Raw genomic sequence first — 20,364 nt, forward strand, 5'->3', positions numbered from 1 at the left:
TCCGTCCGTCCGTCCGACGACCCATCGTGCGAGACTGACCGGATGCCCGACACCCGCAAGGCACCGCCCGCCGCCGTCGAGCCCTTCCTCCACCGAGCGGCCCGCATCGAGAACTCGGTCCACCGCTTCCGCGAGAAGCGGGCCCGACGCCGCGGCCTCCTGCCCACCGTCGTGCCGTACACCGGCTACGGCGCTCCCGGATGGGCGCGGGTGCTGTCCCGCGTCCTGCTCACCCGGACGGGCACGCTGTCGGGCGTGGACCGCCTCAACGTCCGGGGGTGGCGCAGCTTCACCAGCGTGCCCGTCGAGAAGGCCCTGGTCGAGGTCTCGCTCGGCGGTCGCGTCCAACGCGTCCAGGCCGACCGCGGTGGCGTGCTCGACGCCCGCATCGCCGTCGACCTCGAACCCGGCTGGCACGTCGCGACCCTGAGCACCGAGGGGTCCGTGCCGGTCGAGGCGCCGATCTTCGTCATCGATCCGGAGGCGCGGTTCGGCATCGTCTCGGACATCGACGACACCGTGATGGTCACCTCGTTGCCCCGGCCGCTGCTCGCGGCCTGGAACACCTTCGTGCTCAACGAGCACGCCCGTCGCCCGGTGCCCGGCATGGCCGTGCTCTACGAGCGCCTGAACGCGGCGAACCCCGGGTGCCCCGTCATCTACCTCTCGACGGGCGCCTGGAACGTGGCGCCGACGCTGTCCCGCTTCCTGTCCCGCAACCTGTACCCGAGCGGCGCACTCCTGTTGACCGACTGGGGCCCCACCCACGACCGGATCTTCCGCAGCGGTCGCCTGCACAAACAGGAGTCCCTGCGCCGCCTCGCCGACGAGTTCCCCGAGCTCAAGTGGCTGCTCGTCGGCGACGACGGGCAGCACGACGAAGAGCTGTACGGCACGTTCCTGCACGACCACCCCGAGAACGTGGCCGCCGTGGCGATCCGTCAGCTGTCGCCGAGCGAGGCCGTGCTGGCCGGTGGACGGTCGCGGTCGGAACACGCCGAGGGCAGCGACGTCGTCTGGGTGTCGGCACCCGACGGCGCCGGCCTGTGGGAACAACTCCTCGACAACGGCGTGATCGACTGACCCTGGCAGCTCGTGGTGATCCTGTGATAGTGGGATAGTCCTGTTTTGTGGGTCGACATGGCTGCTATCGTGGATCATCCCGAGATTGGAGCATCGTGTTCGACGACGACCAGGCCGCACGAGTGCCGGTGCCCCCGCTCGTGTCGACGGACGAGCGTGAACGCCAGGTCGGCGAGCAGGTCCGTCGCCTGCGGCTCGACCGGGGACTCGACCAACTCGAACTCGCCCGACGGGCCGACCTGTCCCCCAGCACGGTGCAGTCCCTCGAGGCCGGCCGCGGCAGCACGTTGCGCACGCTCGTCCGCGTCCTGCGGGCCCTCGGTGCCGACGACGTCCTCGGGGGCATCGCCCCGGCGAGCGCCGTCAGCCCGCTCGACGTGCTGCGGTCGGCGGGCGACGAGCCGCGACGTCGGGTGTATCGCCCGCGGGGCGGACGATCGCCGGGCGGCGACTCGTGAGCTGGGTCCCGGTCCGTGCGGTCGAGGTGACGGCGTGGGGTCTCCGGGTGGGGGCCGTGGCGCTCGACCCGGCGATCGGGGCGTACGTCTTCGAGTACTACCCGGACTGGGTGGCGCGCGGCATCGAGTTGGCGCCACTGACGATGCCGGTGCGTACGCGGCGGCACGTCTTCCCGCAGTTGCCCGAGGCGACGTTCCATCGCCTGCCCGCCGTGCTGGCGGACGCGATGCCGGACGACTTCGGCAATGCGGTGATCGACGCCTGGTTGGTGCGCCAGGGGGTGTCACGGCAGCAGGTGAGCCCGCTCGACCGGTTGGCGTACATGGCGGACCGGGCCATGGGGGCGTTGGAGTTCCGGCCGGCGCGGGGACCGCGTCAGCGGACGACGAGCGCGGTCGAACTGAGTGCGCTCGTCGAGGGGGCACGCAGCGTGCTGGACGCCAGCTTCGGCGACGACCGCGAGGCGGAGTCGGCGATCAGGTCGTTGATCCAGGTGGGGACGTCGGCGGGTGGGGCGCGGGCGAAGGCGGTGGTCGCGTGGAACCGTGGCACGGGCGAGATCCGGTCGGGCCAGGTGGCGGCGCCGGACGGGTTCGAGCACTGGTTGATCAAGCTGGACGGGGTGGGCCCGGACTCCGAGCTCGGGTCGGGAGGTCTCGCCGGACGGGTCGAGTACGCGTATTCGCTGATGGCGGGGGCGGCGGGGATCGACATGGCCGAGTGCCGGTTGCTCGACGAGAACGGGCGGTCGCACTTCATGACGCGTCGGTTCGACCGCCGGGCCGAGGGCAAGGCCCACGTCCTGACGCTGTGCGGGGCGGCCCATCTCGACTTCCGGCAGCGACAGGCCCACGACTACGGGCAGCTGTTCGACGCCGTCCGTCGGATGGGGTCGGGCGACGAGGCGATGGCGCAGGCGTTCCGCCGGATGGTCTTCAACGTGCTGGCGGCCAACAACGACGACCACACGAAGAACTCGTCGTTCCTGTTGGCGGGGCCCGAGGCGTCGTGGGGGCTGTCGCCCGCGTACGACGTGACGTTCGCGCACAACCCGACCGGGCGGTGGACGTACCAGCACCTCATGGGGGTGGACGGCGTCTTCCGTGACGTCTCGCGGGCCGACGTGATGCGCCTGGCGGACCGTTTCCTGGTGCGGGACGCGTCGGGCATCGTCGACGAGGTGCGTGACGCGGTGGGGCGGTGGCGGTCGTTCGCCGACGAGGCCGGTCTGCCCCGCGAGGCGGTCGTCCACGTCGAGGAGGCGCTGCCCGGCTGGTGAGGACGCAGGCGCCTCGGCACCCGGGCCTCGGCCCCGCATCGGGGGTGGCCGATGTCGGTGGGGGTTCGTAGACTCCGTTCGAACACACATTCGAACGAGAGGTCGGCAGATGAGGGTGGACGAGAAGGTCCCGGTCGAGACGACCGCCGACGGGGCGCCCCTGCGCTTCGAGTGGCGGGGGGTCGTGTACGGCGTCGTCAGTTCGCCCGAACTCTGGGTCACTCGGACCGACTGGTGGCGATCGGCGACCCGGGCACCACGCGGGGCGAGCGCGCACCTGCTCGAGATGACGGTCTGGCGGGTCGACGCCGTGCCGCTCACGGACGGTGCCCACCGGGTCGACGGCACCTTCGACCTGGCGCTCGACGGCCGAGGCGACTCGTGGTTGCTGCTCGGGGTGTTCGACGACCGGGTCGAGCAGCAGCTGTTCGCCTGACCCCGGGCGTCCGTCGGACGACGGTGGCCGGTGAGCCGTGCGACGTCGGGAATTCCCCCCGTGCCACACTCGTTGACGCACCAGGCGCCCTGCGCCCCGGGGACGCCGTGGTCCCGCACCACCCGCCTCCCCGACCGAAGAGAGCCTCCCGATGAATCCGTTGCTGTGGTTGTTCGACGCGCAGGTGCACATCGGCGACCAGACGATCCTCTGGCGCGAGGTGGTGGGCAACGTCTTCGGCCTGCTCAGCGCCCTCGGCGGCATGAGGCGCAAGGTCTGGGCCTGGCCGATCGGCATCGTGGGCAACGCGCTGCTGTTCACCGTCTTCCTCGGCGCGGTGTTCGACACCCCCAACCCGGTGAACCTGCTCGGGCAGGCCGCACGCCAGGTGATGTTCATCGTGGTGTCGATCTACGGCTGGTACCGCTGGAAGCACGCCGACGACGCCGGCGGCGCGGCCGTCGAGCCCCGCTGGGCGGGGTGGAAGAACCGGGTGCTGATCGTCGTCGTCCTCGTCGGCGGCACCGCCGCGTTGACCCCCTTGTTCCGCCTGCTGGGGTCGTACGAACCCGTGTGGGCCGACGCCTGGATCTTCACCGGGTCGCTCCTCGCCACCTACGGCATGGCCAAGGGCTGGGTCGAGTTCTGGTTGATCTGGGTCGCGGTCGACCTCGTCGGCACTCCCCTGTTGTTCAGCGCCGGCTACTACGCGTCGGCGTTCATGTACGTCTTCTACGGCGCCTTCACGCTCGCGGGGTTCGTCGTCTGGGCTCGCACCCGGCGGCAGAAGCCCAAGGTCGAGACGCTCTGGCCCGATCCGACGCTGCAACACTGATCCCGGCCCCGGCGCGCGCTGGTTTGATGAGCGCATGCCCCTGCCCATCGAGAACTACGCACTGATCGGCGACCTGCACACCGGAGGCCTCGTCGGCTCCGACGGCAGCATCGACTGGCTCTGCCTCCCCCGCTTCGACTCCGCGTCGACCTTCGGTGCCCTGCTCGGCGACCACGACGCCGGACGCTGGCTCGTGGCCCCCTCCGACGCCGCCGCCACCTCGACCCGGCGATACGTCGACGACACCTTCGTGCTCGTCACCCGCTGGACGACGCCCACCGGCGTGGTCGAGGTCACCGACCTCATGCCCTACGGCGACCGGCGGGCCGACGTCGTCCGCCGGGTGACCGGGGTCTCGGGCACCGTCTCGATGCACGTGGACCTCGCGATCCGGTTCGGCTACGGGACGGCCCTCCCCTGGGTGCGGCAGATCCCCGAGGGCGACGAGACGGCCCTCGTCGCCACGGCCGGGCCCGACGCCGTCGTGGTCCGCGGCCCGCGGCTGACGGCCACCGACCACACGCACGAGGCGACGTTCGACGTCTCCCCCGGCGAGACGGTCGACCTCAGCCTCACCTGGTACCCGTCCCATCGCGAACCGCCGGCGCCCCTCGACGTGCCGGCCGGCATCGACGAGACCGTCGCCTGGTGGCAGGCATGGGCCTCACGCTGCTCGGCCCCCGAGGCCTACGCCCCCGAGGTGCACCGGTCGCTCCTGATCCTCCGAGCCCTCACCAACGAGGACACCGGAGGCATCGTCGCCGCGGCGACCACGAGCCTGCCCGAACGGTTCGGCGGCTCGCGCAACTGGGACTACCGCTACGTCTGGCTGCGTGACGCGTCGATGACGCTGCAGGCCCTCATCCTGCACGGATACGCCGAGGAGGCCGACCGGTGGCGCGGCTGGCTGCTGCGTGCCATCGCCGGGGACCCCGCCGACGTGCAGATCATGTACGGCCTGGCCGGCGAGCGGTACCTGCACGAGAGCGAACTCGGGCATCTGCCCGGCTACGACGGGGCCTCACCGGTGCGCATCGGGAACGCCGCGTACGAGCAGTACCAGGGCGACATCTTCGGCGAGGTGATGGTGGCCCTGCACGAAGCCCGCCTGCTCGGCGTCGAGGAGAGCGAGTACTCGTGGCCCCTGCAGCGTGCCCTCATGCAGTACGTCGAGGACAACTGGACCCGGCCCGACAACGGCATCTGGGAGATCCGCGGCGAGTTGCAGCACTTCACCCACTCGAGGGTGATGATCTGGGCCGCTCTGGACCGGGCCATCAAGGGCATCGAGCAGTTCGGCCTCGACGGCCCGGTCGACCGGTGGCGCCGGCTGCGTGACGAGGTGCGCACCGAGATCGAGACCCGCGGCTGGAACGCCGACCGCGCCTCCTTCACCCAGCACTACGGCACGACCGAGGTCGACGCGTCCCTGCTGCAGCTGCCGCAGGTCGGCTTCGTCGCCGCCGACGACGCCCGGATGCTCGGCACCGTCGCCGCCATCGAGCACGATCTGCTGCAGGACGGCCTGCTCCTGCGTTACCGCACCGAGAGCGGCATCGACGGCCTCGACGGAGCGGAGAACCCGTTCTTGACCTGCTCGTTCTGGCTGGCCGAGCAGTACGCCGCCTCGGGGCGCGTCGACGACGCCGTCGCCCTGATGGACCGGCTGGTCGGCTACTGCAACGACGTCGGGATGCTCTCGGAGGAGATCGAGGTCGCGACGGGGCGCCACGTCGGCAACACCCCGCAGGCGTTGTCGCACCTGGCGCTGGTGCGCGCGGCCGACGCGATCGGGAAGGCGCACGACCGCGGGTGACCCGACCCGCGCCTCCTCGGCTGCCGGACGCGACGACGGCCGCCCTGCTCGGGAGAGCGGGGCGGCCGTCGAGGTCTGCCGGTCAGGAGTGCGCGACCAGGATCAGGCGGGCCAGTCCGACGGACCGGTCGACCCGGCGGCGTAGGTGTCGAGGGGCACCTGGTCGGCCTTCCAGGCCTCGATCACGGGAGCGACGATCGCCCAGCAGCGCTCGGCCACGTCGCCGCGGATCGAGAGCGTCGGGTCGTCGTGGAAGATGCCGCTGAGCACCTCGCCGTAGGGCGTGAGCTCGGGCTTGCCCAGGGTGACCGACATCGTCGACTTCTCGAGGTCGAACGGGTTGCCCGAGCCGTTCGTGGTGACGCCGAGCTCCATCGTCTCGGGGCTGATCTCGATGCGGAGCGTGTCGGGCGTCGACGAGCCGTTGAGGCCCTCGGGAAGCGCGGGGACCGGCTTGAAGGTGATGAGCACCTCTTTGCGGATCTTGGTCATGCCCTTGCCCGAACGCAGGATGAACGGCACGCCCGCCCAGCGACGGGTCTTGACCTCGAACTCGACCTCGGCGAGGGTCTCGGTCTGGCGCTCGTTGTCGACGCCGTCCTCGTCGGCGTAGGCGGGGACGTCCTTGCCCTCGATCGTGCCGGCCGCGTACTGGGCGCGACGGCTCGAGGCGACCGGGTCGGCGTCCTTGACCCAGGTGGCGCGCAGGACGCGGGCGATCTCGCTGCGCAGCTCGACCGAGTCGATGCTCGACGGGGCGTCCATCGCGATGACGGCGAGCACCTGCAGCAGGTGGCTCTGGATCATGTCGATCAGTGCGCCGGCCTTGTCGTAGTACTGGGCGCGACCCTCGAGGCCGAGGACCTCGTCGTAGAAGATCTCGACCTTCTCGATGTTCTCGCTGTTCCAGACCGGCTCGAAGAGGCGGTTGGCGAAGCGCAGGCCGATCATGTTGAGGACCGTCGCGCGACCGAGGAAGTGGTCGGTGCGGTGGATGCGCTCCTCGGGGACGATCTTGAGGAGTTCGGCGTTGAGCTCGCGTGCGCTCTCTTCGTCCGAGCCGAACGGCTTCTCGAGGGCGAGGCGCAGGCCGTCGGGCAGGTCGATCTCGGCGAGCGCCTGGATCACCTTGGTGCTGATGGCGGGCGGCAGGGCGAAGTACATGACCGGCGTGCCCTCGCTGGCCTCGAACAGGGCCTTCAGGTGCTCGACCGTGGTCGGGTCGCCCTGGATGTACCGGCTCGACGCCAGCGTCTTCTTGGCGAGGTCGCTGCCGGCGTCGCCGTTGAAGGCGGTCTTCACGACGTCGTCCCACTCTTCGGGGCTGCGCTCGCTGCGGCCGGTGCCGATGAGCTGGACGTCGACGCCGCGGTCGCTCTTGAGCAGGCTCGCGAGGCCGGGGAGCAGCAGACGCTCGGTGAGGTCTCCGCTGGCTCCGAGGATGATGAGGGTGGTGGTGTCTGTCACAGTGCAGCTTTCGTGGGAGGGCGACGATCGTGTCGTCGCTGGTCGATCAGGCGGCGGGGGTTCTCGGGGCCACGGGTGTCAACGCACAGGGGGGACGGACATTCCCGTCGACCGCCCCGGCCGCGGAGGGCACGGGTCGCGTCTCGGCGCCGGTGCCCGGTCAACCGTACTGCTCCCGGAGGGCGAGCGCCGTATCGGGGTCAGCGACCGGCGTCGGCCTCGCCGTCCTGCACGGTGTCGTGCGGGGCGGTGTCGCGGGGTGCGCTGTCGTCGTCGACCGGCCCCGTGCTGTCGGTGCCGCCCACCCGGCCGCCGGTGTCGTCGTCGTCGGCCGCGCGCCCCTCCTCGGCGGCGTCGTCCTCGGGGCGGGGCGCGGTGGTGTCGTCGGGGTCGAGCGCGGCGATGATGCGTCCGAGCGAGACGGCGATCGAGACGCCGCCGCTCGTGTCCGTGGTCGGGCGGTCCCGGTGGCGGTCGACGGCGTCCCAGAGGTCGGCGACGCGTCGCCGGGCGTCGGTGAACGCGTCGACGTCGTCGGCCCCGTGGCGTCGGATGACGGTGGCGACGCCGTGCACGGCGTGGGCGACGTCGGGCGCGAGGTCGTCGGGCATGCCGATCTGCCGGCCGATCCGGCGACCGAGGATGCCCGAGACCTCGGCGACGTCCTGCAGGTGGAACGAGACGCGCTCGTACGTGGCGAGATCCGCGTACTCCTGGCCGAGGTCGCGGCGGCGGAGCAACCACCGCGGGTTCATGCGACGGGACTCGTCCGCGTACGCGACGGTCTCGCGGACGCGGCGGAGGGTGCTCGGCAGGACGCCCACGCGACGCTCCCATTCGTCGTCCTCGAGGGGCCAGGGGGTCTCGAACACGCCGGCGACCTCGTCGGCCCGGTCGGCCAGCGAGTCCTTCACCCGGAGGAGGCGCTCCTCGGCTCGCGAGGCGTAGAGCGGCGGCACGAGCACCAGGTTGACCACGACGCCGACGCCGACGCCGACGCCGATCTGCACGATGTAGCCCAGCGAGTAGGCCTCGGCGTTCGCGCCGCCGAGCAGCAGCACGAACAACCCGGCCGTGAGCACCCAGTCGCGACCGGCGCCGAGCCAGCGGATGCCCGCCACGAGCACGCCGACCCCGACGACGAGCGCCACCGCCAACACGCCGGGCCGACCGTCCTGCAGCGAGAAGACCGCCGTGGCGAGGGCGATGCCGACGACCACGCCGACCAGCACCTGGAACCCCTGTCGCAGCGAGCTCTTGATGGTCGGGTACATCGCGATCACGGCGCCGAGCGGCGCGTAGTACGGGTAGTCGGCGGCGACGCCGGGCACCTGCGGCGCGATCCAGTAGGCGAGGGCGGCGGCGAGCGCCGTCTTCACGGCGAGCAGGAGGCGCGGTTGGGCCAGCAGGACGCGGGTCCAGTGGGTCGCGGTGCGGGCGTCGCGACGCAGGGCGGACCGTCGATCGGGCGAGGTGGAGCCTCGATCGGTCGGGGTGGGGCGTCGATCGGACATGCCCCGATGATGACAGGCCGTGGGACCCGAGGGACGGGCCACGGGGTGCGACGGCCGATCGGAGCGACGTACACTGGTCGAACACCTGTTCGAACGACCCGGCCGGGGGTTCAGCAGCCCGAGGTACCGACCATGAGCTTCACCCACCTGCGCGTCGCGTCGGCGTTCAGCGCCCACCACGGCACGGCGCACCCGAAGGCGCTCGTCGACGCCGCCGTCGCGGCGGGTGCCGACGCGGCGGCGATCACCGACCGGGACGGGCTGTACGGGGCGATCCGGCACGTCGGGGCCTGCCGGACGGCGGGCGTCGACCCGATCGTCGGAGTCGAGCTGGGGTGCCGGGACGACCGCGAGGGGTTCGTGGACGGTGGTGCCGACGGCGGCGGGGCCGTCGGCGGGGTCGACCGCATCGTGGTGCTGGCGCACGGGGCGCGGGGCGGCGGGCCGGCGAAGGCGGGGTGGGCGGCGCTGTGCCGGCTGATCAGCGCGTCCCACGGTCGGGCCACCCGCCGCGCCAGCGGCAGCGCCAACAGCGTGGCGACCATCGCCCGGTCCCGGGTGAGGGGCTTCGTCCAGGGCGAGACCGAGCCGGCGGCGACCGTGCTGCTGGGGCCCGACTCCGACGTGGGCCGACTGGTCCAGGCGGGGCGTCACAGCGAGGCCGCGGCGTCGCTCGCCGACTGGGCGGCGACGCTGCCGGGCGGCGTGGTGGTCGAGGTGGTCTGCCACCTGACCGAGCCGGGCGAGAGCCGCAGCATCCGGCACGCCGCCCGCATGCTCGAGTTGGCCGACCACGTCGGGGTGCCGGCCGTGCTCACGAACGCCGTGCGGTACCTCGATCCCGACGAGGCCGTCACGGCCGACGTGCTCGACTCGGCGGGGCACCTGGCCGCCCTCGGCTCGTTCCGGCCCCAACCGAACGCCCAGGCCTACCTCAAGCGCCCCGCCGACATGCGCCGACTGGCCCGTCTGGTGAGCGACGCCTCGTCGATGCCCCGCAGCGTCGGCGACGAGATGCTCGCCGCCACCGAACGCCTGGCCGACCGGTGCCGACTCGACCCCGTCGCCGACCTCGGCTGGGGCCGCCCGAAGGTGCCGGAGCTCAGCGCGATCGGCGTCGAAGGCGACCCCGACCAGGCGCTGTTCCGGCAGGCCCAGGCCGGCGTCACCGAACGCTTCGGCGACGCCGACCGTGCCCTGCGCGACAAGGTCGAGGACCGCATGCGCTACGAACTCGGCATCATCACCGGGTTCGGCTTCGCCGGGTACTTCCTCACCGTGGCCGACGTCTCGGCGCTGATGCGCGACCTGCGGGTGCGCAACGCGGCGCGGGGATCGGGGGCCGGCAGCCTCGTCACCTACCTGCTGCGCATCTCGAACGTCGACCCGATCGAGCACGACCTGCTGTTCGAACGGTTCCTCGGCAACAAGCGCGAGACCCTGCCCGACATCGACATCGACGTCGAGGCGGCGCGGCGGCACGAGGTCTACCGGGCGATCTTCGACCGGTACGGCAGCAACCGGGTCACGCTCATGTCGATGCAGTCCACCTACCGCGGACGCGGGGCGGTGCGCGACGCCGGTCTCGCGCTGGGCCTCGACGACGAGCAGATCGACCTCGTGGCCAAGAACGTCTGGCGGTCGAACGCCCGAGACCTGCGCACGGCGATGGCCGAGAAACCCGAGCTGCGCGAGATCGCCGAGCTCGCCCGGAGCAACGACCAGATCGACCTGCTCGTCGACCTCAGCGAACGGCTCGACCGTCTGCCCCGGCACATCTCGATGCACCCGTGCGGGGTCATCCTCGGCGACTCCGACCTGCTCAGCACGACCCCCGTCCAGCCCAGCGGCATCGGCCTGCCGATGAGCCAGTTCGACAAGTACGACATGAACGACGCCGGCCTGCTCAAGCTGGACGTCCTGGGCGTCCGCATGCAGAGCTCGCTCGCCTACGCCCTCGACGAGATCGAACGCGTCAACGGCCCCCGTGCCGCCCTCGCCGGCGCCCTGCCCGTCGACGTGCCCTACGTGAACCGCCAGGGTCGCATCGAGCTCGACGAGATCCCGCACGACGACGAGCCCACCTTCGAGGCGATCCGCACCACCCACACGCTCGGCATGTTCCAGATCGAGAGCCCCGGGCAGCGCGAGCTGATCGGCAAGATGCAGCCCGACCGCTACGAAGACCTCATCGCCGACATCTCGCTGTTCCGGCCCGGCCCGATGAAGGGCAACATGATCGCGCCGTTCCTCGACACCAAGCACGGATTCCAACAGCCCGACTACCTGCACCCGAGCTTCGCGTCGTTCCTCGACGACAGCTACGGGGTGGTCATCTACCACGAGCACGTGCTGCGCATCCTCGAGGCGACCATGCAGGTGTCGCTCGCCGAGGCCGACGAGATCCGACGGCACATGGGCAAGGGCGACGACGACGCGCTCGAGGCCACCTTCCGCGAGCGCACCCGCGGCAACCTCGACCCCGCGACCGGGAGGCGACGCTTCGACGACGCCGCGGTCGACCGGATCTGGGCCGCGCTCAAGGGGTTCGGGTCGTTCGGCTTCTGCAAGGCCCACGGGGCCGCGTTCGCCCTGCCGACCTACCAGAGCGCGTGGTTGAAGACCCACTACCCGGCCGAGTTCCTGGCGGGCGTCCTCACCCACGACCCGGGCATGTACCCGAAGCGGTTGCTGCTGACCGAGGCGCGACGCATGGGCGTCCCCGTGCTGCCGCTCGACGTCAACGCCTCGACCGACGTCTACCGGGTCGAGCGCCTCCGGCCGCCGGCGACCCCGATCGCGCCGACCCGGGTGGGCGACCTCGGTCTGCGGCTGTCGCTGGCCGACGTGCACGGCATCAGCGACGCCGAGTTGGCCCGGGTGGTCGTGAACCGTCCCTACGACTCGATCACCGACTTCTGGCAGCGGGCGACGCCGTCCCGATCGCTCTTCGAGCGCCTGGCGCAGGTCGGGGCGCTCGACTCGGTCGCCGGGCCCGGCCGCACCCGCGGCGACGTCCTGGCGCGGGTGCGGGCGCTCACCGGCCGGTCGTCGCGCCCGAAGGCCACCGACGTCGAGAACCAGCTCGACTTCTCGATCGACGACTCCGACACGGTGCCGACCGGCACGCCCGACGTCGACGCCCGGCAGCGGGTCGCCGACGAGCTCGACATCCTCTCGATGGAGGTCAGCGAACACGTGATCGAGAGCTACCGGCCCATGCTCGACGACCTGGGCGTGGTGCGCGCCGCCGACCTGCGCGACCACTGGAACGGCACGACCGTGCTCGTGGCGGGCATCCGCATCGCGACCCAGACCCCGCCGATGCGCAGCGGCAAACGCGTGGTCTTCATCAGCCTCGACGACGGCAGCGGCTGCTCCGACTCCACGTTCTTCGAGGAGGCCCAGGCCCGCGCCGGCTCGCTGCTGTTCGGCACACAGCTGATGGTGATCCAGGGACGCACGCGTCGCACCGGCGAGCGCGGCATCTCGCTCGAGGCCGAGAACGCGTGGGACCTCAAGGCGATGTGGCGCGACTGGAACGCGGCCCGCGCCTCCTCGTCCTTGGCCGTCGGCAACTCCTGACCCGTGTCGTCACCACGGCGGCCAGGGCCGCCGCTCGTCCGCGCACGTCGCAGCAGCCAGGAATTGCCGACACCCCGTGCGTAGGGTGGCGACATGAGCGATCAGCAGGTCAAGGGCAGCTACGTCGAACCGGGTCAGGAGTACACCCGCGACACCAACTACATCGAGGACCGCATCACGCGCGATGCCGTCGACGGGTGGCCGGTCGAGGCCGGTCGCTACCGCCTGGTCGCCGCCCGGGCCTGCCCCTGGGCGAACCGCAGCGTCATCTCGCGACGCCTGCTCGGACTGGAGGACGCGATCTCGCTCGGCCTGCCCGGCCCCACGCACGACGCCCGCAGCTGGACCTTCGACCTCGACCCCGACGGTCGCGACCCCGTCCTCGGCATCGAACGCCTCCAAGAGGCGTTCTTCGCCCGCACGCCCGACTACCCGCGCGGCATCACCGTGCCGGCGATCGTCGACGTGCCGAGCGGCAAGGTCGTCACGAACGACTTCCCCCAGATCACCCTCGACTTCGCGACCGAGTGGACCGCCCACCACCGTGAGGGTGCCCCCGACCTCTACCCCGAGGCCCTCCGCGGCGAGATCGACGAGGTGAACGCCGTGGTCTTCCACGACGTCAACAACGGGGTCTACCGCGCCGGTTTCGCCGGGTCGCAGAAGAGCTACGAGCGGGCCTACCGCACCCTCTTCGAGCGGCTCGACTGGTTGTCCGAGCGACTGGCCGGTCAGCGCTACCTCGTGGGCGACACCATCACCGAGGCCGACATCCGGCTGTTCACCACGCTCGCCCGGTTCGACGCCGTCTACCACGGGCACTTCAAGTGCAACCGGAACAAGCTCAGCGAGATGCCGGTGCTCTGGGCCTACGCCCGCGACCTGTTCCAGACCCCTGGGTTCGGCGACACGATCGACTTCGACCAGATCAAGGCGCACTACTACGTCGTGCATTCCGACATCAACCCGACGGGCATCGTCCCGGTCGGTCCGGACGCCTCGGGATGGCTCACCGACCACGGGCGCGAGCAGCTCGGTGGCCGCCCCTTCGGCGACGGCACTCCCCCGGCACCGCCCCGCGCCGGCGAAGAGGTGCCGACGCTCGTCGGGGCCTGAGGCACCGCCTCGTGCTCGATCCCTCGGACCGGTTGCGCACCACACGCGACGAGGCCCTGGCGCTGGCCGCGCGACTGCTCGGGGACATGGAGGCGGTGGCCGCGGCCCGCGAGGGAGCCAACGTCGACGACGAGCACGACCCCGAGGGGTCCACGATCGCCTACGAACGGTCGCAGCTCGACGCCGTCCGGCGATCGGCCCTCGAACGCGCCGCCGACGCCGAGGCCGCCCTGGCCCGGCTCGCCGACGGCACCTTCGGGCGCTGCGAGCGATGTGCGGCCCGGATCGGCGACGCTCGGCTCGAGGCGCGACCCACCGCCCGACTCTGCATCGACTGCGCGAGCTGACCCGCGCCTCCTGCAGGCGCCTCGTCCCGCGCCCACAGCGGGGGCGTCAGCGGGGCGTCAGCCCCAGATGCGAGCGATCTGCTCGTCGAGGAACGACTCGAACCAGGCGTCGCGGTCGGTGACGACGTCGGTGAGGTGACCGAAGAGCTCGAAGCTGAGATGCCCGTAGAGGGCCGTCCAGGCGGTGATGCCCGCGGCCAGCACACCGGGGGCGACCGACGCCCCGAGGCCCTGGGCGAGCTGCGTGAACTCGTCGGCCAGGCCGGCTCGCACGGGCATCGCCCGCAACGTGGCTCCGCTCGCCGCCGCGTCGTCGACCGCCCCGAGCAGGAGCAGCCCCACCGCGATCGCCGGTTCGACGGTGTCGACGGGGGCCGCGTACCCGGGGACGGGTGAGCCGTAGAGCAGGGCGTAGCGGTGCGGGTCGGCGATCGCCCAGCGACGGGTCGCACGGGCCGTCTCGCGGAAGCGCTCCTGGTGGTCGGCCCGGTCGACGTCCTGCTCGGCCCGACGGGCGGCCTCGGCGAGGTCGACGTAGGCGTCGGTGATCAGGCGGGTCAGCAGGGCGTCGCGGCTCGGGAAGTACCGGTAGATCGCCGAGGACGCCATGCCCAGGTCGCGCGCGACGGCGCGCACCGAGAGGGCGGCCGCTCCCACCTCGGCCAGCTGCCGGTGGGCCGAGGCGAGGGCGCGCTCGACGATCTCGGTCCGTGCCCGCTCGCGGACGCCCCCCACGGCCCGGTCGCGTCCGTCGTCCCCTGCGTTCGTGGTCATGCCCCGATCCTGTCGTCCAGGAGCACGCGACACAAACGAGAGCACCGCTCTTGCGTGTCGGGCCGCCCGACCCTAGGGTCAGATCCGAGAGCACCGCTCTCGCTCATTGCCCCAGGAGGACCCCATGCCCACCCATCTCGTCGTCGGAGCCGGAGCCATCGGCACCCCCCTCGTCCGCCGCCTCGCCGAGCGGGGCGACACCGTGCGCGTCGCCACCCGCCGCGGCACCGCGATCGCCGGGGCCGCCCCGTTCACGCTCGACGCCAAGGACGCCGCCGCCCTGACGAACGCGGCCCACGGCGTCGACACGATCGTGGTCTGTTCGAACCCGCCCTACCCCGCCTGGGGCGTCGAGTGGCCGGCCATCACCACGGCCCTGATCGAGACGGCCTCCACCACGGGGGCGCGCATCGTGCTGATGGGCAACCTCTACGGCCACGGGCCGGTGTCCGAGCCGATGACCGAGCACACGCCCCTCGCCTCCGCCGGGGGGAAGGGCAGGGTGCGTGCCGACAGCTGGCAGCGGCTCCTGGCCGCGGCCGACCGGGGCGTCCGGGCCGTCGAGGTGCGCGCGAGCGACTACTTCGGGCCCGGTGCCGGGCGCAACGCCCACCTCGGCAGCGACTTCTTCGGGCCGCTCGTCGCGGGCCGCACCGCCCACGCGGTCGGCGACGTGACCCAGCCGCACGCCTGGGCGTACCTGCCCGACGTCGTCTCGACCCTCGTGGCCGCCATCGACCGCGACGAGTGGGGACGCGCCTGGCTGACGCCGCACGCCACCCACGCCTCACGGGTCGCGATCGCCGAGGAGGCGCGCCGCCGCTACGGCCTGACCGGTCGCGTCCGCCCGTGGAACCCGCTGCTGTGGGCCGGCCTGACCCGCACGGTGCCGTTCCTCCGCGAGGTGAGGGCGATGCAGTACCAGTTCGACTCGCCCTTCGTCGTGGACTCGTCCGAGAGCGAACGCCTGCTCGAGATCGGACCGACCCCGTGGCCCGAGGCGCTGGACGCGACGATCGCGGCCGCCCGCGACGCCGTGCGTCGGTGACTCCTGACTCCTGTCGCCCGCGCACGACGACGGCCCCTGCCCCCGGGGACGTCCCGCGACGGCGCGACGGGAAGAAGGAGTTGCCGACGGGACCGACGGTTCCCCCGAGGTCACAGCAGACCCCCACGCGCCGCCCTTCCCCGACGGCCGCACGCCGCCGTACGCTGACAGCACCCCGGCGACGACGCCGCACGACGGCCGACTCGCCCCGATCGACGACGATTGGTGCTCCATGACGCTGACCGCGAGCCGTCCGCCCCGCGACGTCGGGCCGCAGCGCCGGGTGGTGCGCGACTCGTGGGACCGCGCCTCACGGCACCGGCTCGATCCCGACGGCCTGCCCCGACTCGAGCTGCCCGAGGACGACCTCGACGACTGGCGTCGGGATCACCCGTTGGCACTCGCGCTGCCCGTGGTGCGTCGTCTGCTCACGGACGACGTCTCGGGCTCGGGACTGCTCGTCGCGATGGGCGACGAGCACGGACGCCTGCTCTGGGTCGAGGGCGACCACGCGGCCCGCCGCCGCGCCGAGGACATGCTGTTCGTCGCCGGTGCGGGCTGGTCGGAGTCGCGGGTCGGCACCTCGGCCCCGGGCACCGCCCTCGTGCTCGACCGGGGCGTGCAGATCCGCGGCGACGAGCACTGGAACCACCGCGTGCGGGCCTGGAGCTGCACGGCCGTCCCGGTCCACGATCCCGTCGACGGGCACGTCATCGGAGTCGTCGACATCACGGGAGACGAGCGAGCAGCCGGCTCGTTGACGCTGCCCCTGGTCACGGCGACCGTCGCGGCCGTGGAGGCGCACCTCGCGCTCCTGGGGTTGGCCGCGGTCGATCGCGTCCCGACCCGCACCCCCCGGCGGCCGGTCCGACCCGGTCCGGGCTCCCCCGCCGGCCTGACGACCCTTGGCCGTGACGAAGCCGTCCTCACGGTCGGGGACGGCCGCATCGCGCTGGGTGCCCGGCACTCCGAGATCATGACCCTGCTCGCCCACCGGACCGCCGGGTACACCGCTCACGGGTTGGCCGACGCGGTCTACGGCGACGTCGACGCGGTGACCACCCTGCGTCCCGAGATGGTGCGCCTACGGCACGTCGTCGAGGCCCTCGACCCCACGCTGGTCCCCCTGTCGCGCCCGTACCGCCTGCCCCGCCCGGTGACGCTCGACCTCGACACGCTCGTCGGGCTCGTCGACCGCGGCGCCCACCGCGCCGCCGTGCGAGCCGACACCGGCCCGGCGCTGCCCTCGTCCACGGCACCCGGCGTCGTGGCGCTGCGGGCCGAGGTCGCGGCGACCGTCCGGGACGCCCTGCTCACCGGCGGGTCGATCGAGAGCCTGCTGTCCTACTCCGAGTCGGACGCGGGTCGCGACGACGAGCGCGTGCTGCTCGAACTGCTGCGTCGGCTGCCCCCGGGATCGCCCCGGCGGTCGCACCTGGTCGCGCACCTCGAGGCGCTCGGAGGCCGGGACTGACGCGCAACCGGATGCAACCCCGCCCGACGTAGCCTGCCGCCAGCGGCGGGCGCCCCCGCCACCGACCCGACACCGTCGTCGAAAGGGACCTTCATGACCGTCACCACTCCCCCGAACACCTACGCCGCGCCGGGACGGCCCGACGCGAAGGTGGCCTTCAAGCCCCGCTACGACCACTTCATCGGCGGCGAGTACGTCGCCCCGGCGAGCGGGCAGTACTTCGAGAACCCGAGCCCGGTGAACGGCAAGGTCTTCACGGAGGTCGCCCGGGGCAACGCCGCGGACGTCGACAAGGCGGTCGAGGCCGCCTGGCGCGCGTTCGACTCGTGGAAGAAGACGACGATCGCCCAACGCGCGCTGATCCTCAACAGGATCGCCGACGTCATGGAGGCGAACCTCGAGATGCTCGCCGTCGCCGAGACCTGGGACAACGGCAAGCCCATCCGTGAGGCCCTCGCCGCCGACGTCCCGCTCGCGATCGACCACTTCCGCTACTTCGCCGGGGCGATCCGGGCGCAGGAGGGTTCGACCGGCGAGATCGACGCCGACACCGTCGCCTACCACTTCCACGAACCGCTCGGCGTGGTCGGCCAGATCATCCCCTGGAACTTCCCGCTGCTGATGGCCGTGTGGAAGCTCGCCCCCGCCCTCGCCGCCGGCAACTGCGTCGTCCTCAAGCCGGCCGAGCAGACCCCCGCGTCGATCCACGTCTTCATGGACCTCGTCAAGGACCTCCTGCCCGCCGGGGTGCTCAACATCGTCAACGGCTTCGGCGTCGAGGCCGGCGCCCCCCTGGCGAGCCATCCGAACATCCGCAAGATCGCGTTCACCGGCGAGACCACCACCGGGCGCCTGATCATGCAGATGGCGAGCGAGAACCTCATCCCGGTGACGCTCGAGCTCGGCGGCAAGAGCCCGAACGTCTTCTTCGCCGACGTCGCCGACGAACGGGACGACTTCTACGACAAGGCCCTCGAGGGCTTCTCGTTCTTCAACCTGAACTCGGGCGAGGTGTGCACCTGCCCGAGCCGGGCGCTCGTGCAGCAGTCGATCTACGACCAGTTCACCGCCGACGGCGTCGAGCGGGTGAAGAAGGTCAAGCAGGGCGACCCGCTCTCGATGGACACCATGATCGGCGCCCAGGCGTCCAACGACCAGCTCGAGAAGATCCTGAGCTACATGGACATCGGCAAGCAGGAAGGCGCGACGCTGCTGCTCGGCGGCGACCGGGCCGACCTGGGCGGCGACCTTACCGGCGGCTACTACGTCAACCCGACGATCTTCGAGGGCCGCAACTCGATGCGGATCTTCCAGGAGGAGATCTTCGGCCCCGTCCTGTCCCTGACGAGCTTCAGCGACTACGACGACGCCATCAAGATCGCCAACGACACCCTCTACGGTCTCGGTGCCGGCGTCTGGAGCCGCAACGGTGCCCAGCTCTACCGGGCCGGCCGCGACATCCAGGCCGGTCGCGTCTGGTCGAACACGTACCACCAGTACCCCGCCGGGGCGGCGTTCGGCGGCTACAAGCAGTCCGGCATCGGTCGCGAGAACCACAAGATGATGCTCGACCACTACCAGCAGACCAAGAACCTGCTGGTCAGCTACGCGGACGGTCCGATGGGCTTCTTCTGATGACGCCCGAGCAGACGGCCGCCGCCGCGCCGGCAGCGGCAGCAGCCGAGGAGGCGCGGGTCGGCGCGGTCACGCCGGCCCACGCCTCCGGGACGGTCGCCGCCACCCCCTCCCGGGTCGACGTCTCCCCCGAGGCGGCGGCGTTCCTCGTGTCCCTGACGGCGCAGCACGGCCCGCTGATGTTCCACCAGTCGGGTGGCTGCTGCGACGGTTCGTCGCCGATGTGCTACCCCGTCGGGTTCTTCCGGGTGGGAGCCGTCGACGTCCACCTGGGCGACCTGCACGTCGACGGGATCGACCCGATCGAGGTCTACATGTCCCGGAGCCAGTTCGAGTACTGGAAGTACACGCACCTCACGATCGACGTCGTGCCGGGCCGCGGGGCCGGGTTCTCGATCGAGAGCCCGGAAGGCCGGCGGTTCCTGATCAGGTCACGACTGCTGGACGACGACGAGCTGCGGGCGTTCGGGCTCGACGACGCGGTGGGCGACACCCCGGCCTGATCGGCCGACGCCGCCCGGGGACTCAGTCGGTCGGCGGGTGGGGCAGGGCGTAGACGCCGTGCCCCACCCGGTCGACCACGCCCTGCCGGGCGAGGACGCTCAGCGTCGACAGCACGCTGCTCCGGCGGTAGTCGGGCAGGGCGGCGACGATCTCGGTGGTGCGCCGGGCGCCGTTCCGCAGCACCTCGGGCACGCGGTCGGCCAGGGAGTCGCCGACGGGCGCGGTCGCCGGGGCGACGTCCGTCGGGTCGCCGGCCCGCGCCTCCTGGTCGTACTCGGCCCGGGCCTGGTCGAGTCCCTCGGCCGAGACCCGGGTGGTCGCACCGTCGGCACCGGAGGCGTGCGCGTAGGGCGCGAGGGTGAGCGATCGGCCGACGCGCGCGTACACGGCCGAGGCGCTGGTGCCCTGGTGCTCGGCGATCTCGGGGTAGGACGCGCCGCCGAGCAGCAGCACCGCCTCGCCCTCGAGGCCGAGCCACTGGCCGAGGCTCGCGATTTCCCAGCCGGCGGTCGTCACGGCCGAACCCCAGACCTCGATGTCGTCGGCGTGCTCGGTGGTGAGCGTCTCGAGGTCGTCCAGCAGGTCGAGGAGCCGCCGGCGGGCGTCGTCGACGATCTCGGCCGTGAACTGTGGCGGGCGGCGAAGTTTGATCGGTCGTGACATTTGTGAAAGACTATCCAAGTTGCCTTCGTGGCACCACGACGTCGTCCGGCAGTCCGGGCGTCACATCCCCCACTTTTTTGGAGTTCCCATGGCTTTCGCAATCGTGCGCGCCGGTGGCCGTCAGGAGAAGGTCGAGGTCGGCACGATCCTGACCGTCGACCGCCTCAAGGCCGCGACCGCCGACACCGTCTCGTTCGTCCCCGTCCTGCACGTCGACGGCGACACCATCCTGTCGGGCGACGACCTGGCCAAGGTCACCGTCGAGGGCGAGGTCCTGAACGACCTGCGCGGCCCGAAGATCGTCATCCAGAACTACAAGAACAAGACCG

At 71.9% G+C, this 20,364-nt stretch carries 18 protein-coding genes; 14 read left to right on the forward strand and 4 right to left on the reverse strand.

What is annotated here, in order from left to right:
- Positions 1 to 42: 42 nt before the first annotated feature.
- From QRN23_RS11215 to QRN23_RS11240, 6 genes are all read left to right on the forward strand, one after another.
- Positions 43 to 1,083: an App1 family protein phosphatidate phosphatase gene (locus QRN23_RS11215; protein ID WP_056045734.1), complete on the forward strand. Its 1,041-nt coding sequence runs from the start codon at positions 43 to 45 to the stop codon at positions 1,081 to 1,083.
- Positions 1,084 to 1,178: 95 nt separating this feature from the next.
- Positions 1,179 to 1,541: a helix-turn-helix domain-containing protein gene (locus tag QRN23_RS11220; protein ID WP_056045735.1), complete on the forward strand. Its 363-nt coding sequence runs from the start codon at positions 1,179 to 1,181 to the stop codon at positions 1,539 to 1,541.
- Positions 1,538 to 2,821 (forward strand): type II toxin-antitoxin system HipA family toxin, encoded by a 1,284-nt coding sequence (locus QRN23_RS11225; protein WP_056045738.1) that lies wholly within the window; start codon positions 1,538 to 1,540, stop codon positions 2,819 to 2,821. The genes QRN23_RS11220 and QRN23_RS11225 overlap by 4 nt, the downstream gene beginning before the upstream one ends.
- Positions 2,822 to 2,930: 109 nt before the next feature.
- Complete coding sequence (locus QRN23_RS11230) at positions 2,931 to 3,257, forward strand: DUF6504 family protein (RefSeq protein ID WP_055972315.1); 327 nt, start codon at positions 2,931 to 2,933, stop codon at positions 3,255 to 3,257.
- A gap of 151 nt (positions 3,258 to 3,408) precedes the next feature.
- The gene (pnuC, locus tag QRN23_RS11235; protein WP_285063575.1) at positions 3,409 to 4,092 is read left to right on the forward strand and encodes a nicotinamide riboside transporter PnuC; all 684 of its coding nucleotides are present in this window, start codon (positions 3,409 to 3,411) and stop codon (positions 4,090 to 4,092) included.
- Positions 4,073 to 5,908: a glycoside hydrolase family 15 protein gene (locus tag QRN23_RS11240; RefSeq protein WP_285063589.1), complete on the forward strand. Its 1,836-nt coding sequence runs from the start codon at positions 4,073 to 4,075 to the stop codon at positions 5,906 to 5,908. The genes pnuC and QRN23_RS11240 overlap by 20 nt, the downstream gene beginning before the upstream one ends.
- Before the next feature lie 102 nt (positions 5,909 to 6,010).
- Here the strand turns inward: QRN23_RS11240 and QRN23_RS11245 are convergent, their stop codons facing one another.
- Positions 6,011 to 7,375, reverse strand: a complete 1,365-nt coding sequence (locus tag QRN23_RS11245) for a glucose-6-phosphate dehydrogenase (protein ID WP_285063576.1) — start codon at positions 7,373 to 7,375, stop codon at positions 6,011 to 6,013.
- Between the two features lie 200 nt (positions 7,376 to 7,575).
- Complete coding sequence (locus tag QRN23_RS11250; RefSeq protein ID WP_285063577.1) at positions 7,576 to 8,889, reverse strand: FUSC family protein; 1,314 nt, start codon at positions 8,887 to 8,889, stop codon at positions 7,576 to 7,578.
- Positions 8,890 to 9,021: 132 nt separating this feature from the next.
- Here QRN23_RS11250 and QRN23_RS11255 point away from each other — a divergent pair, with 132 nt between their 5' ends.
- The 3 genes from QRN23_RS11255 (at position 9,022) to QRN23_RS11265 (ending at position 13,937) form a co-directional block, all read left to right on the forward strand.
- A complete protein-coding gene (locus tag QRN23_RS11255) occupies positions 9,022 to 12,474 on the forward strand; it encodes a DNA polymerase III subunit alpha (RefSeq protein ID WP_285063578.1) in 3,453 nt (1,150 codons plus the stop codon).
- Between the two features lie 93 nt (positions 12,475 to 12,567).
- Complete coding sequence (locus QRN23_RS11260) at positions 12,568 to 13,590, forward strand: glutathione S-transferase family protein (RefSeq protein ID WP_123570205.1); 1,023 nt, start codon at positions 12,568 to 12,570, stop codon at positions 13,588 to 13,590.
- Positions 13,591 to 13,601: 11 nt separating this feature from the next.
- Complete coding sequence (locus QRN23_RS11265) at positions 13,602 to 13,937, forward strand: TraR/DksA family transcriptional regulator (protein WP_235452497.1); 336 nt, start codon at positions 13,602 to 13,604, stop codon at positions 13,935 to 13,937.
- Positions 13,938 to 13,994: 57 nt separating this feature from the next.
- Here QRN23_RS11265 and QRN23_RS11270 read toward each other — a convergent pair whose 3' ends face one another.
- Entirely contained in the window at positions 13,995 to 14,711 is a 717-nt protein-coding gene (locus QRN23_RS11270; RefSeq protein ID WP_285063579.1) for a TetR/AcrR family transcriptional regulator, read from the reverse strand.
- A gap of 124 nt (positions 14,712 to 14,835) precedes the next feature.
- Here QRN23_RS11270 and QRN23_RS11275 point away from each other — a divergent pair, with 124 nt between their 5' ends.
- The 4 genes from QRN23_RS11275 to QRN23_RS11290 all read left to right on the forward strand — a co-directional run bounded on the left by QRN23_RS11275 (position 14,836) and on the right by QRN23_RS11290 (position 19,371).
- Positions 14,836 to 15,759, forward strand: coding sequence for an NAD-dependent epimerase/dehydratase family protein (locus QRN23_RS11275; protein ID WP_285063580.1), 924 nt, complete (start codon positions 14,836 to 14,838; stop codon positions 15,757 to 15,759).
- A 232-nt stretch (positions 15,760 to 15,991) separates the two neighbouring features.
- Positions 15,992 to 17,233 (forward strand): GAF domain-containing protein, encoded by a 1,242-nt coding sequence (locus QRN23_RS11280; protein ID WP_285063581.1) that lies wholly within the window; start codon positions 15,992 to 15,994, stop codon positions 17,231 to 17,233.
- Between the two features lie 93 nt (positions 17,234 to 17,326).
- The gene (gene exaC / locus QRN23_RS11285; RefSeq protein ID WP_056045771.1) at positions 17,327 to 18,868 is read left to right on the forward strand and encodes an acetaldehyde dehydrogenase ExaC; all 1,542 of its coding nucleotides are present in this window, start codon (positions 17,327 to 17,329) and stop codon (positions 18,866 to 18,868) included.
- Positions 18,865 to 19,371, forward strand: coding sequence for a DUF779 domain-containing protein (locus tag QRN23_RS11290; RefSeq protein ID WP_369794400.1), 507 nt, complete (start codon positions 18,865 to 18,867; stop codon positions 19,369 to 19,371). Before exaC ends, QRN23_RS11290 begins: the two co-directional genes overlap by 4 nt.
- A gap of 22 nt (positions 19,372 to 19,393) precedes the next feature.
- On the opposite strand, the gene QRN23_RS11295 is transcribed toward QRN23_RS11290, so the two are convergent.
- The gene (locus tag QRN23_RS11295; protein ID WP_056045774.1) at positions 19,394 to 20,035 is read right to left on the reverse strand and encodes a hypothetical protein; all 642 of its coding nucleotides are present in this window, start codon (positions 20,033 to 20,035) and stop codon (positions 19,394 to 19,396) included.
- 88 nt (positions 20,036 to 20,123) lie between these two features.
- Between QRN23_RS11295 and rplU the strand changes: the two genes are divergently transcribed.
- Positions 20,124 to 20,364: 50S ribosomal protein L21 (gene rplU, locus QRN23_RS11300; protein WP_285063582.1), on the forward strand; the 241-nt coding region annotated here is incomplete at its 3' end.

The sequence above is a fragment of the Frigoribacterium sp. ME-P-080 genome, from assembly GCF_030209595.1.
In the GTDB taxonomy this organism is placed as follows: Bacteria; Actinomycetota; Actinomycetes; order Actinomycetales; family Microbacteriaceae; genus Frigoribacterium.